General features: G+C 62.1%; 15 protein-coding genes. 11 read left to right on the top strand and 4 right to left on the bottom strand.

Annotation, left to right across the window (positions count from 1 at the left end; genetic code table 11):
• Positions 1–11 precede the first annotated feature (11 nt).
• On the bottom strand, positions 12–1,865 hold the full coding sequence (locus AC13EY_RS17635; protein WP_482876997.1) for a choice-of-anchor I family protein: 1,854 nt from the start codon (positions 1,863–1,865) through the stop codon (positions 12–14).
• Between the two features lie 136 nt (positions 1,866–2,001).
• Between AC13EY_RS17635 and AC13EY_RS17630 the strand changes: the two genes are divergently transcribed.
• From AC13EY_RS17630 to AC13EY_RS17605, 6 genes are all read left to right on the top strand, one after another.
• Positions 2,002–2,613, top strand: a complete 612-nt coding sequence (locus AC13EY_RS17630; RefSeq protein ID WP_482876995.1) for a DNA-J related domain-containing protein — start codon at positions 2,002–2,004, stop codon at positions 2,611–2,613.
• A 141-nt stretch (positions 2,614–2,754) separates the two neighbouring features.
• Positions 2,755–3,354 (top strand): Yip1 family protein, encoded by a 600-nt coding sequence (locus AC13EY_RS17625; RefSeq protein ID WP_088276564.1) that lies wholly within the window; start codon positions 2,755–2,757, stop codon positions 3,352–3,354.
• Between the two features lie 142 nt (positions 3,355–3,496).
• On the top strand, positions 3,497–4,321 hold the full coding sequence (ttcA, locus tag AC13EY_RS17620) for a tRNA 2-thiocytidine(32) synthetase TtcA (RefSeq protein WP_482876993.1): 825 nt from the start codon (positions 3,497–3,499) through the stop codon (positions 4,319–4,321).
• A 15-nt stretch (positions 4,322–4,336) separates the two neighbouring features.
• Entirely contained in the window at positions 4,337–5,008 is a 672-nt protein-coding gene (locus tag AC13EY_RS17615; protein ID WP_482876991.1) for a DNA-3-methyladenine glycosylase I, read from the top strand.
• A gap of 108 nt (positions 5,009–5,116) precedes the next feature.
• The gene (locus tag AC13EY_RS17610) at positions 5,117–5,626 is read left to right on the top strand and encodes a C40 family peptidase (RefSeq protein WP_482876989.1); all 510 of its coding nucleotides are present in this window, start codon (positions 5,117–5,119) and stop codon (positions 5,624–5,626) included.
• On the top strand, positions 5,511–5,858 hold the full coding sequence (locus AC13EY_RS17605) for a cysteine-rich CWC family protein (protein ID WP_482876987.1): 348 nt from the start codon (positions 5,511–5,513) through the stop codon (positions 5,856–5,858). Before AC13EY_RS17610 ends, AC13EY_RS17605 begins: the two co-directional genes overlap by 116 nt.
• Here the strand turns inward: AC13EY_RS17605 and AC13EY_RS17600 are convergent.
• Both AC13EY_RS17600 and AC13EY_RS17595 read right to left on the bottom strand, forming a co-directional pair.
• Positions 5,845–6,510, bottom strand: a complete 666-nt coding sequence (locus AC13EY_RS17600) for a class I SAM-dependent methyltransferase (protein ID WP_482876985.1) — start codon at positions 6,508–6,510, stop codon at positions 5,845–5,847. The two genes, AC13EY_RS17605 and AC13EY_RS17600, sit on opposite strands and share 14 nt — an antisense overlap.
• Positions 6,507–7,586, bottom strand: coding sequence for a patatin-like phospholipase family protein (locus AC13EY_RS17595; RefSeq protein WP_088276559.1), 1,080 nt, complete (start codon positions 7,584–7,586; stop codon positions 6,507–6,509). Before AC13EY_RS17595 ends, AC13EY_RS17600 begins: the two co-directional genes overlap by 4 nt.
• 98 nt (positions 7,587–7,684) lie before the next feature.
• On the opposite strand from AC13EY_RS17595, the gene AC13EY_RS17590 reads away from it, so the two are divergent.
• Genes AC13EY_RS17590 through AC13EY_RS17575 form a run of 4 tightly spaced genes read left to right on the top strand, consistent with a single transcriptional unit; the run spans position 7,685 to position 10,287 of the window.
• Positions 7,685–7,996, top strand: coding sequence for a PepSY domain-containing protein (locus AC13EY_RS17590; RefSeq protein WP_088276557.1), 312 nt, complete (start codon positions 7,685–7,687; stop codon positions 7,994–7,996).
• Complete coding sequence (locus tag AC13EY_RS17585; protein ID WP_482877047.1) at positions 7,953–8,306, top strand: PepSY domain-containing protein; 354 nt, start codon at positions 7,953–7,955, stop codon at positions 8,304–8,306. The genes AC13EY_RS17590 and AC13EY_RS17585 overlap by 44 nt, the downstream gene beginning before the upstream one ends.
• Positions 8,306–8,977, top strand: coding sequence for a response regulator transcription factor (locus AC13EY_RS17580; RefSeq protein ID WP_335599055.1), 672 nt, complete (start codon positions 8,306–8,308; stop codon positions 8,975–8,977). Before AC13EY_RS17585 ends, AC13EY_RS17580 begins: the two co-directional genes overlap by 1 nt.
• Positions 8,974–10,287 carry a sensor histidine kinase gene (locus tag AC13EY_RS17575; protein WP_482876982.1) on the top strand — a complete coding sequence of 438 codons (1,314 nt, stop codon included), beginning with the start codon at positions 8,974–8,976 and terminating at the stop codon, positions 10,285–10,287. The genes AC13EY_RS17580 and AC13EY_RS17575 overlap by 4 nt, the downstream gene beginning before the upstream one ends.
• On the opposite strand, the gene AC13EY_RS17570 is transcribed toward AC13EY_RS17575, so the two are convergent.
• Positions 10,288–11,451 (bottom strand): EAL domain-containing protein, encoded by a 1,164-nt coding sequence (locus AC13EY_RS17570; RefSeq protein WP_482876980.1) that lies wholly within the window; start codon positions 11,449–11,451, stop codon positions 10,288–10,290.
• Positions 11,452–11,847: 396 nt separating this feature from the next.
• Between AC13EY_RS17570 and AC13EY_RS17565 the strand changes: the two genes are divergently transcribed.
• Positions 11,848–13,056 carry an ammonium transporter gene (locus AC13EY_RS17565; protein ID WP_088276552.1) on the top strand — a complete coding sequence of 403 codons (1,209 nt, stop codon included), beginning with the start codon at positions 11,848–11,850 and terminating at the stop codon, positions 13,054–13,056.
• The last annotated feature ends 114 nt before the right edge of the window (positions 13,057–13,170 follow it).

Here is a 13,170-nt window from a genome sequence, read left to right as displayed (position 1 = left end):
TCAGGTGCTGATCAGTTCACGATCTGATTGATCTGATACACCGCAGTGGTACCGCTGACCTCGTTGCCGATGACCAGCAGCGCCTCGCCGTTGGGCGAATCTTCCGGGGCAATGAATACCAGACCTTCCGGACCCAGGTCACCGGCTGTCGCCAGCACGGTGGACGGGTCTTCGGTGGTCCAGTCTTCGCGGGTGTTGAGGTAATCCACCAGCACTGGAGCGGTCGGGTCGGTGATGTCCCAGGCCATGACACCGCCAATGCGCTCCAGACCGATGAAGGCAAAGGTCTTGTTGCCAAGCTGGCCGACGGTAACGCCTTCCGGTTCCGGACCCTTGTTGTCGCTGCGGTTGTCGAAGGTATCGCCTTCATCATGGGTGGCGTTGAAATAGTCGGTGCACGGAATATTGCGGTTGGCGCCGAGCATGCACGCATCACTGGCGAAATACTGCTCGAGCTGGTCGCCGGAATCCCACACCAGTTGGCCGTCGCCGTCACGGATCGAGAACGAGCGAGCACCGTAGGCGTAGAGGTTGTCGTACATCAGCCGGTCACCGGCGAGGTTCTGGTTGCCGGACGCGTCGAACAGCACCGGATCGCCGTTGGCGTCCTTGCGGTAGCCGTCGGTCCAGGCCACGGTCAGGCGGCCCAGATTCTCATCGGCGCGGCAATCGCCCGGATCGGCAGCAGTCGCGCCGCAGTAGGCGAATGTGGTCGGGTTGAGCAGGGCGCCGGCGGCCAGGTCGCGCAGCTGCGGCGGCAGGTCGTCGCCGGCACGGCGGTCGAAGCCGCTGACGTGAACCAGATGCTTGACGCGGAATTCTTCAACAAAGCCCTTGCTGGCATCGCCATCCCAGTAAGTCTGGTCGTCTTCACCCCAGGCGCGGGAGTCGCCCTCGTTGGCGGTGACCAGCAGGGTTTCGCCGTCGACCTCGTAGGCGGCGATGCTGTCTGGCTGGTACATGCCGAGTACGCCCGTCCAGGTATCGATGTTGATGGCGTCGTCGGAATCACTGACATCCAGACCATTGCCTGCGGTGCCGTGATCCTTGTAGCCGAGCGGCAGGATGTCGGTGACAGTGGCCGTGGCGATGTCGACCTTGGCCAGGGCGTTGTTCTCCTGCAGCGATACCCAGGCAGTGCTGCTGTCGCTGGAGATGGCAATGTATTCCGGCTCCAGATCCTGCTCGACGCTGGCATTCGGGCCGTAGATCCGCACGCCGGCGCTGCGCAGCGCATCGGCCTGGGTGTTGAAGGCACTGAATCCGGCTGTGCGAACCTCAACGAGCTGACCTTCCGAGACGCCCAGAATGCTGATCGAGCCTACCGGGTCGATCTGATAGTCGGTGCTCGGCTCGCCTTCGTTGGCTGTCAGCACATACTCGCCATCCGGGGTAAAGGTGACCATGTCCGGCTGGGCCCCGACCTGCTCATAGCCAAGCATTTCCAGGCTGGTAGCGTCGAACAGGGCGACCCAGCCGTTGTCGGTTTTGGTGGGTGCTTCGACGGCCACGGCCAGATAGCCACCCTTGTAGGCGATACTGTTGACCACGGCGCCTTCGGTGATGGATTCGACTGTCAACTCCTGCAGCAGCACCGGGTTGGCCGGGTCGGCGGCGTTGAGCACATCGACGGCACCCTTTTGCGCATTGACGATGAAGATGCGCTGGTTGACCGGATCGAAGGCCGGAATTTCAGCGGCGCTGGCGCCGAATATGTTGGCACTGTAGCGGCCGAGATAATTCAGCGTGATGCTGTCGGGTGTGACCACCTCGGGGGCATCGTTATCGTCGTTGCTGCTGCTCTTGCAGCCGGCCAGGGTGGCCAGCAGGGCCGCGCTGGTCGCAGCCATCATCCATTTTTTCATTGTCTGTTGCCTGTACTGGGTTCACGAAGGATGACAGTGATACACACAGGCGATGACATGGGGTTGTCAGTCTGATGGCAGAGTGATGACAGGCGTGGAGGGGAGGGTATGTGGCGGCTCTGTTACACTCGGGCACATGATTGATGTGCAACCCGACATGCTGCTCCCCGACGCCTTTGATGAGGGCCTGCTGCAACTGCTGCACGGCCATCCGGCAGGGCTGAGCGAATATGCCCTGTTGCAGGCACTGGCCGAGCGCTTTCCTGATTCACTGTTTGCCGAACCGGGAGTGCTGCGCGACCCGTTGCTGTTGTTTCGGGTGCACTTTCTGCTGTTTCACCAGCTCTACCAGTTGGCCGACCAGCTGGGTGACGAGGGCCTGACGCTGCAGATCCATGCCCTGAATATTCAGGTTCAGCCACGCGCCTCCGGCACTGAGGCGCTGCAGGTCGATGACCCGCTGCGGCGTTATTACCTCGACTGGGCGCAGTGGCGTACGACCAACCGGGATGACGTGGAGCAGCTGATCGACAGCTTCTGGCGTCGCCGCGCGCCGGTGTCCGCGCCAGAGGTGGATGCGGCGCTGGCCGTGCTGGGGCTGGAGCCGGGCGCCGACGCCGTGGCGTGCCGGCGGCAGTACCGACGCATGCTCAGCGTTCATCACCCCGACCGGGGTGGCAGCACCGCGCGTGCGCAGGAAATCAACCAGGCCATGCTAATTCTGCAACGCTATTACGGCAAAAGCTGAAGTCGCCAATCTCTCTAAGCAAACCACCTTACTTCATTTTCTTTTTGGCTATAGTCAATGCAGGGCGCGGGTAACCCCGCAGTCCGCTTGCTCTGCCGGCTGTTGTCGTGCGGAGCCGAATAATAACCAGGAGGTCAGACCATGATCCATCACGTACTGGGGCTATTCACTCATCCCGATGAGGAATGGAAGGAAATCAAGGGCGAAGACGAAAGCATTGGCCACATGTATCTCACCCATGTGCTTGTGCTTGCCGCCATTCCGGTCATTTCGGCCTATATCGGCACCACCCAGGTGGGCTGGACGATAGGCACGGAGGACCCGGTCAAGCTGACGCAGGCCAGCGCCCTGCAGATGACGGTGCTGTCCTATATCGCCATGCTGGCCGGCGTTGCCGTGATGGGCGCCTTCATTCACTGGATGGCGCGCACCTATGATGCCAACCCAACCTTCAACGATTGCGTGATCTTCGCCGCCTACACGGCCACGCCGCTGTTCATTGCCGGCCTTGCTGCGCTGTATCCGAGCCTGTGGCTGGGCATGCTGGTGGGCACGGCAGCAATCTCCTACACGGTGTACCTGCTGTATCAGGGCATTCCGATCTTTATGGACATCCCCAGTGACGAGGGCTTCCTGTTCTCCAGCTCCGTGCTTGCCGTGGGTCTGGTGGTGCTGGTTGCGATGATTGCGACCTCGGTCATCTTCTGGGGATTCGGCGTCGGTCCCGTTTATCTTCGCTGAGTGGTTTGGGGACCCCTCGGCGTCATTCCCGGCCTGCCTGAGCCAGCAACAACCCCCGTCAGCACTGCTGACGGGAGTTGTTGTTTTTATGTACAGCAGATTTCAGTAGAATGCCCGTTTTTGCCGAGCCGGTACCCCGTCCATGAGCCACCTGAGCGTTAACCAGAACAAGCTGCAGAAACGTCTGCGTCGTCTGACTGCCGAGGCAGTGACCGATTACAACATGATCGAAGACGGCGATAAGGTGATGGTCTGCCTGTCCGGCGGCAAGGACAGCTACACCATGCTCGACATGCTGCTGTACCTGCAGAAGGTGGCGCCGATCAAGTTCGAGCTGGTGGCGGTCAATATGGACCAGAAGCAGCCGGGCTTCCCTGAAGAGGTGCTGCCGGCCTACCTCGAGAGTATTGGCGTGCCGTATCACATCCTTGAGCGCGACACCTATTCGATCGTCAAGGAGAAGATTCCGGTGGGCAAGACGACCTGTTCGCTGTGCTCGCGCCTGCGCCGCGGCAACCTGTATACCTTCGCCGACGAGATCGGTGCGACCAAGATGGCACTGGGTCACCATCGTGACGACATCGTTGAGACCTTCTTCCTCAACATGTTCTTCGGCGGCAACCTCAAGGCGATGCCGCCCAAACTGCGCTCCGACGATGGCCGCAACGTGGTGATTCGCCCGCTGTCCTACTGCAACGAAGTGGATATCGAAGCGTATGCCACGTTGCAAAACTTCCCGATCATCCCGTGTAACCTGTGTGGCTCGCAGGAGAACCTGCAGCGCAAGGTAGTCAAGGAAATGCTGCAGGGCTGGGAGAAGGCCAACCCGGGGCGGGTAGAAAATATCTTCCGGGCGTTGAAAAACGTCCAGCCCTCGCAGTTGGCCGACACCGCGCTGTTCGATTTTGCCAGTCTGCGTATCGACGAGCAGGCTGCCTCGCGCGTTCTGAGCGTAATGAACCTCTGAGCCCGGGATTAGCCGATGCAGGATTACCGCTGGCTGCACGAGTACTGTCTCAACCGCTTCGGATCGGCTGCTGCTCTGGAAGCGCGCCTGCCTCAGGTCAGGAGTGCCGAGCAGTTACGCGCGATCGGCGACGACCGCTATCTGTCGATGATCGCTCTGCGGGTGTTCCGCGCCGGCCTCAAGCACAGTGTGGTGGATGCCAAGTGGCCGGCCTTTGAAGAGGTGTTCTTTGGCTTTGATCCGGAGAAGGTGGTGCTGATGAGCGCCGAGCACCTGGAGCGGCTGATGGCCGACACCCGGATCATTCGTCACCTGGGCAAGCTGCGCAGTGTGCCGCGCAATGCCCAGCTGGTGCTGGATCTGCGTGCCGAATACGGCTCGGTTGGCAATCTGATCGCCGATTGGCCGGTGGACGATATCATCGGGCTCTGGCGGTTGCTGGCCAAGCGCGGCGCCCAACTGGGCGGGCTTTCGGCACCGCGGCTGCTGCGCATGGTTGGCAAGGATACCTGGGTCGCCACCGATGACGTGATTGCCGCGCTGAAGGCGCAGGGCATCATCGACAAGGCGCCGACCAGTCAGCGCGATCAGGCCGCAGTGCAGACCGCCTTCAATCAGTGGCAGGCTGAGAGCGGCCGGCCGCTGTGCCAGCTATCGATGATGCTGGCGCTCACGGTAAATCACTGAATCTCCATAAAAGCTGCTCGCTTGGCACATGAAGTTAAAGTAAATTCTTGACCTCGCGCCGATCCCGGTGCATTTTTTGATCAGAACCCCTGTGTTGGAGGTGGCCGGATGCGGCTCGCTGGACTGCTGACATTGTCGATTGCTGCCCTGCTGGCAGGCTGCTCCAGTGCCCCGCCGGCGCCGGTCACCGTGAGCGTGCCGAGCCCGGTTGAGTCCATCCCCGACTATGAACTCAAGCGTCACGATGTGGTGTTCCAGGCGTTCAGTCTGGTCGGCACTCCCTACCGCTGGGGTGGCAGTTCGCCGGCAACCGGATTCGACTGCAGCGGCCTGATTCAGTACGTCTACCGCGAAGCTGCGGGTGTCAGTCTGCCGCGCACCACCTCGGACCTCTACAACATGAAGGTATCCAGACCCCCGGAACACTCGCTCGCGCCGGGTGATCTGGTGCTGTTTGCGATGAATGGCGGGCGGGTGAACCATGCAGGCATCTACATCGGCGATGGGCGTTTTCTGCATGCGCCCAGCAGCGGTGGCGTGGTGCGTGTGGACGAACTCGAATCCTCCTTCTGGCAGCGCAGCTTCAAGGGCGCGCGCCGGGTATTGGGCAGTCTCTGAGTCACGCATGGCGAACCCTCCGCCAGACCCCGCGCGGTGTCCATTCTGTGCCGGCAGCAATGCCTGTGCTGCTGACAGCGGCAGCTGCTGGTGCTTTGCGCTGACGGTACCGCAAGGGCTGCTGGCACTGGTGCCTGAGGCGCAGCGCAGCCGGGCCTGCATCTGTCAGCGTTGCATCCAGTCGTTTGTGGCTGATCCGCCGGGTTTTGCCGCGCGTTTCAGTCGGCGCTGAGCTCTGGCTTGCGCAGCAGCGCGACATCGGCACCGATCAGTTCCAGCTCTGCCTGCCATTTTGCTGCCAGCCAGCGGAAGCTCTGTTCGCTGAAAAAGCTGATGTGGGTCGGATCGCTCTTGTAGTGCCAGCGGCTGAAGGCCTCCGGACTGGTAACCCGCTTGGTCATCAGGCCGAGCCAGCCGCCCGGTTTCAGGCACTGCCACAGCTGCTCAAGCACCTCACGCGGGGCGGCCAGATGCTCGACCACCTCGGTTGCGGTGATGAAATCCCATTGCTGGCGCAGGGCTTCGGGGTTGGGGTGATAGTAGAGATCGTGCAGGGCAACCTGATGGCCGTGTTCGCGCAGCATCATGGCCAGCGCCGGCCCCGGGCCGCAGCCGAAATCCAGGCCGCTGCCGGCGGCCGGCAGGCGCGTCAGCAGGGGCTCTGCCAGGCGTGAGAGAAAGCGTCGATAGCCCGGATCATCCGGGTGGTTTTCGTGGCGGTCGTACTCGGCCTTTTCCAGCTCGGCGGTCAGCTGCCAGCGGGGCGGTACATGCACCATCAGGCATTGCTCGCACTGCCAGTAGCTGCGCTTGCGATCATCCAGCAGCCAGTGGCTTGCGGCGCCGCAGAGCGGGCAGGGCAGTGCCTCGTGTTGCTCGCTCACAGCGGTTTGATGCGGTCGATCAGGCGGCCGGAGTCGGCCAGCTCGAGAAATTCATCGCCGAGGCGCTGGCTCTCGCTCATCGCCTTGCGCCAGTAGGCTTCACGGCCGTCGTTGTCATAGACGTAGCGGTTGAAGTCCTTGCGGTCGGGCAGCTTGCGATGCGGCAGGCGCTCAAGATACTCGGGCGAGGGTGCCAGCAGCAGTACGTCGCGCAGTTGTTCTGCGTTGTGCTTGCGCCAGGGAATGGTCTTGTCGAACCAGCCGGGCACCACGCGATCAATAAAGTGCGGGTAGAGGATCACGCCGGGGGCGGTGTAAGGCAGGTCGAGGTGGTAATCCAGCAGGCCACCGTCACGGTAAACGCCGGGCGCGGCGCCGGGAATGTCGCGTACGGCTTCCATGACCATGGGGATCGAGCCTGAGGCCAGCAGGGCCGAGCGCAGATTCTGCGGCGTCAGCTCCACGTGCGCGCTGGTGAAGTCGCGCAGTTCTTCCAGCTCCGGCAATTGCCGCGGATCGTGCAGAATGACGCGTTCGAAAAAGCGTCCCAGATGGCGGCGGCCCAGCAGGTTGGCGCCGATGACGCCTCCGAGGCCCAGCGCCAGACGCGCGCGTGAGTCATGCCTCAGCAGCCCGCGGCTTTTCACCACGACGATATTGAGACGGTAGTTGGGGTTGCTGAGGATGGCCTCAAACTGCCCCTGCAGCAGCTCGTCGATCATCTGGCCGCAGGCGGCGCTGATGGTCTGGATGGTCACTCCCTTGGGGAAGCGCATGGCGGTATAGAGTTCGCCCAGCTGGCGCAGGGTATGCACCGGGTCAGGCATGCAGGCACTGGCGAAGCGCCAACTGCCGATCGAGGCGCCGATCAGGCTGCGCGGCTGGGGCGCGCGTGGCAGCCACTCGCCGAACAGGGCCAGGTCGAGCCCCTGAATGCCCAGCGCCTTGGGGCCGCCAGCCGCACCGGGGATCATATGGACGTCGGCTGGCTGTAACCCGTTGTTGCGGATATGCTCAATGGCGCGATGCCCTGCTCGCAGCGTCAATGCCGGAGCGCGAACCTGGATAGCTGTCATGCGGTAAGGGGTCCCTTGGAGTGCGCGGCCAATTTTAAGGTTGGTTTCAGCTCGGCGCTATAGTCTGAGACTGTCTAAACGCAACGGAGGAATCCAACATGTACAAACACATTCTCGCTCTTTCCTGTTCTGCAATCCTGGCGCTGGGCAGCTCTGCACTGCTGGCCGACGACGATGTTCGCATGGATGAAGTCAACGGGCTGGTGGAACAGGGTACCATTCAATCCCTGGAAAGCCTGAACGAAAAGGCATTGGCGGTGCAACCCGGCACCATCACTGATACCGACCTGGACAAGCACTATGGCCGTTTTATCTATGAAGTCGAAATCCGCGACGCCCAGGGGCAGGAGTGGGATATTGACCTGGATGCGTCCAATGGTGATGTGCTCGAACACCGCCGCGACGACTGATCGGTCGCGCAGTCCTCTGCCGGCCCTGTTGCTGGGTGCGCTGGTGCTGCTGCCAGGGGTGGCGGCAGCACACGACCTCAGTCAGGACGAAGCACTGGCACTAACCGAGCAGGGGCGCATCCTGCCCCTGCCGGTGTTTATCGAAGACGCGCTGACGCGGTTCCCCGGCCGCTTTCTGGAAGCCGAGCTGGAGCTTGACGACGGGCGTTATATCTATGAACTGGAGCTGGTGACCCGTGATCGCCGGGTCATGGAACTGGAATACGATGCTGTCAGCGGCGAGCTGCTGGATGCGGAAGAGGACGACTGATGCGCCTGCTGCTGGTGGAAGACAATGTGGCGCTGGCCGATAGCCTGTGCAGCGTGCTGAAACGCGCCGGGTATGCGGTGGACTGGCGTACCGATGGCCGCGATGCCGTGGTGCTGGGCGAGCAGGAGCCTTACGACCTTGCCATTCTCGATCTTGGCCTGCCCGGTATGGACGGGCTGGAGGTGCTGCAGCGCTGGCGTGCAGCCGGCAGTAGCCTGCCGGTACTGATTCTGACCGCCCGCAGCCGCTGGACCGAGCGTGTGGAGGGGCTGCAGGCCGGGGCCGACGATTATCTGACCAAACCCTTTCACAACGAGGAACTGCTGCTGCGGGTGCAGGCGTTGCTGCGCCGCGCCCACGGTCGGGTGCCCCAGGCGCTGCTCAGCGTCGCCGGGTTGCAGCTGGACGAGGCGCAGCAGCAGGTGCGGGTCGGAGATGCCGAACCGCTCAGTCTGTCGGCCAGTGAATTCAAACTGTTGCGCTACTTCATGCTCAATCCGGGCAAGGTGCTGTCGAAGACGCAACTGGCCGAGCACCTGTATGACTACGAGGATGAGCGCGACTCCAATGTGATCGAGGTGCTGATCAATCATCTGCGCCGCAAGCTGGGTCGCGAAGCGATCGAAACACGCCGTGGCCAGGGCTATGTACTGGTCGGGCGCGGCGAATGAGGTCGATCAGCCGCAGGCTGGCGGCCACGCTGGTACCGCTGCTGTTGTGCAGTGTGCTGCTGATCGTGCAGGGCAGTGTCTGGCTCTATGACCGCGCCCAGCGCAATTATCTGACCCTGCTGCTGCAGCGCGAAACCGACAGCCTGCTGGCGGCGCTGACGGTTGGCCCAGACGGCCTGTTTCTGGATCTGGACAAGATTGATCCGGATTACCGCAGGCCGTATTCCGGGCGCTATTTCGTTGTTCAGGGGCGTGAGAAATGGCGTTCGCGTTCGCTCTGGGATAATCGTCTGCCGCTGCCCGGGGATGGCTTGCAGAGCGGTCTTCTGCCCGGCCCGCAGGGGCAGGAGCTGCTGGTGTGGTCTGGTGAATACCGCAAGGCGGGGGAGCCGGTGACCATCAGCGTGGCGCTCGATTATCAGCCGTTGATGACCGAGTTTCGGCGGGCCAGCATCTGGATCAGTGCTCTGGCTGTGCTGGTGACGCTGCTGGCGGTATTGATACAGCAGTGGCTGCTGCGGCGCTCGTTGTTGCCGCTGCGGCGGGTACAGCAGGAACTGGCCGAATGGCGCAGCGGTGAACGTCTGCATCTGAACGAGCAGGTGCCGCAGGAGTTGCAGCCGCTGGTGGCAGAAATCAATCATCTTGGGGCGCAGATCGAGGCGCTGCTGCTGCGTGCGCGCAACAGTGCCGGCGACCTGGGGCACGCTCTGAAAACACCGCTGGCGGTGATCGAGAGCCGGCTTGATGCCCTCGCACCGAGTTTGCCTGGGGAGCAACTGACCGAGCTGCAGGCGCAGCTGCAGGCCATGCGTAACCAGCTGGAGCGCACGCTGCAGCGTGCCAGACTGGCAACCGATCAGTCGCGGGCACAGCGCTTTGATCCTGCGACCGATCTGCCGGCGCTGGTGCAGACGCTGGCCAGCCTGTATCCGGCGGTGCCCGAGATCAGGCTGGACGGCGCGTCGGACACGCGCTGGCCGTTTGACCGGGAAGACATGCTCGAGTTGCTCGGCAATCTGCTGGATAACGCCTGCAAATGGGCGCGGGCCTTGGTCAGGCTAAGTTGGCGCCTGGACGCCCAGCACCTCTGCGTTGAGGTGGCAGACGACGGCCCCGGTATTGATCGTGATGCGCGTGATCAGGTTTTGAGTCGCGGCCTGCGGCTTGATCAGCAGACCCCGGGTCACGGCCTGGGGCTGGCCATTGTGCGAGATCTGGTTGCCGCCTACGGCGGCACACTGTCACTCGAGCAGGCGCCCGAAGGCGGCCTGCTGGTCAGCATCAGTTTGCCGCGGGAGCGGCGCTGATCAGAGGAATGACGCGTCGATGTCGACCAGCAACAGGTGCCGGCTGTCGTCGATGAACAGGCCCGAGGTCATGCAGTACTGATTGGTGGTGGCATCGCGGTAGCGGTTCGACAGGATGACCCGGCTGTCCTCTCCGGCCTCGGCGAGAATCTGATAGAAGTACGGCCGCCAGGACCAGTTATGGTCCAGATAGCGCGGGTCGGTGTGCCAGGCGTCACCACGCCATTCGAAGTTCGGCGAAATCTGGGTGCCTTCGGCATCGCACAGAAAGCAGCGCAGCAGCCATGGGTAGTTGCGCGGGTCCGGCAGGTGCGCCGGTTGTGCGCCGCGGGCCAGCCACTGGCGCAGTTCGGCAAACAGCTCTGCCAGCGAGCTGCGCAGGGTCGCCAGCTTCTCTCGCTCGGCCAGTTTGGCTCGTACGTAATGATCGCGCATGATCGAGAACTGCCTCTGCACGGCGTCGCTGGGCAGGAAGTTCTCCTCCGGGCGGCCGAACAGATAGCCCTGCACGTAACGCGCGCCGCACTCCAGTGCAAAGTGCAGCTCCTGTTCGGTTTCCACGCCCTCGGCGATGATCCAGCAGCCACTCTTTTCCGCCATCAGGGCCAGCGCGCGTACAAAGTCGCCGCTGTTGCTGTTGCCCGCTGCCGCCTGGCGGAACAGCTGGATATCCAGCTTGAGAATGTCGGGTTCCAGTGCCAGCACCCGGTCGAGCATCGAATATCCCGCGCCAAAATCATCGATGGCAATGCGTATGCCGGCGGCACGGTAGCGCTGCACTACATCACGCAGCTGCTCGATGCTGCCCTGCAGTTCGGTGATTTCGAAAACGATCTGGTCTGTTGGCAGCCCCAGCTCCTCAAGCAGCTGCAGGCTGGGCAGTGGCTTGCCCGGCTGCAGCTGGCTGACCCAGGCCGGTGAAATATTCAGGCTGATAAAGCCTTCGGGGGTATCGCGAAAGCGTTCCAGCGCCTGCCTGCGGATGTTGCGATCCAGTTCCAGCAGTTCGGCCTGCGAGACCGAAGGGTCGGTAAACAGTGGGCCGGCACTGCTGATATTGCCCTCATCGTCACGCAGGCGCGCCAGCGCCTCATACCCGGCAATGCGGCCGGTGGCGGTATCGATCAGGGGTTGGAAGTAAGGCAGTGGCTGTCCAGTAAACACATCTTTCTCCGGGGTCGGAACGTCGGGCGCTGAACTTATGCAAGATTGTAGCCAAGCAACCGGCAGGCGACTGCCTGCGTGTGCCGGGCATGCGCTCTCGGGTGTCAGGGCACCCGTCGAACGCTTTCAGTGCATGATTCTGCCTCTTTGGTATGGCGATTGCACTATGGCGGTGAGGTGAGCTGGTCCGTCCGCATCAATTTGGTGCCTGTTTTGCCGAGTGGCGGTCAGGATTAGCATGCAAATAATTGAAAAATAAAAATTATTTCAGATTTCTCGGAATGCGTGCCGATCAGGGTGGTTTGTGTGGAATCTTTTTGATTGCACTACAACGGTTCATCCATCTCGCATGCGCACGCAACGGGTGCATTTTCTGACTTGATAGAGGCTGCTTGAATGGAAAACCTGAACAGTGCTGTGGAAACCCTGATCCACGGTGCAAACACCCTGTTTATTCTGATGGGCGCGATCATGGTTCTGGCCATGCACGCCGGTTTTGCGTTTCTTGAGGTAGGTACGGTTCGGCAAAAGAATCAGGTAAACGCGCTGTCGAAAATCATCAGTGATTTCGCGATTTCGTGTCTTGCCTATTTCTTTGTCGGCTACTGGATTGCCTATGGGGCTACCTTCTTTGCCGATGCGGCAACCCTGTCGCAGAACAACGGTTACGCGCTGGTGAAGTTCTTCTTCCTGATGACCTTTGCCGCAGCCATTCCGGCGATCATCTCCGGTGGTATTGCCGAACGGGCCAAGTTTGCGCCTCAGCTGTGCGCCTCGCTGCTTATCGTTGGCGTGGTGTATCCGTTCTTTGAAGGTATCGTCTGGAATGGCAACTACGGCTTTCAGGGCTGGCTGGAAGCGCAGTTTGGTGCCGGCTTCCACGACTTTGCCGGCTCGGTTGTTGTGCACGCCGTTGGCGGCTGGATTGCGCTGGGGGCGGTATTGCTGCTGGGAGCGCGTAACGGCCGCTATCGCGGTGGTCATGTGGTGGCGATGCCGCCATCCAATATCCCGTTTCTGGCACTGGGCGCATGGATTCTGACGATTGGCTGGTTCGGCTTTAATGTGATGTCGGCGCAGACGCTGGAGGGCATCAGCGGTCTGGTGGCAGTCAACTCACTGATGGCGATGGTCGGTGGCACCCTGGTGGCGCTGCTGGTGGGGCGTGCCGACCCGGGCTTTATTCATAACGGCCCGTTGGCAGGGCTGGTGGCGGTGTGTGCCGGCTCCGACCTGATGCATCCGCTGGGCGCGCTGGCGACCGGTGCGGTCGCTGGTGGCCTGTTTGTCTGGACCTTTATCCTGACCCAGAACCGCTTCAAGATCGATGACGTGCTGGGTGTCTGGCCGCTGCACGGCCTGTGCGGTGTGTGGGGCGGTCTGGCGGCCGGTATCTTTGGCACCGAAGCGCTGGGCGGTCTGGGCGGCGTGAGCTTCATGTCGCAGCTGATTGGCTCGCTGGCCGGTGTGGTCATCGCCTTTGCCGGTGGTCTGCTGGTGTACGGCGTGATCAAGGCGGTAGCCGGGTTGCGCCTGACAGATGAAGAGGAATATCAGGGCGCCGACCTGTCGATCCACAAGATCGGCGCGACCTCGGTCGACTGAGCTGCGCCGGGGGCTGGCGGACACGCCTTTGGCTTAGTCCGCCCTACGGTGCGGTGCGGGGCGGGGCGGTATGGTAGGGCGGACTAAGCGAAGCGTGTCCGCCATCGGGGCCAC

The organism is Halopseudomonas sp. L-58, from assembly GCF_056859475.1.
The sequence above is the reverse complement of the archived record's forward strand: the minus strand, read 5'-3'. Positions and strand labels throughout refer to the sequence as shown.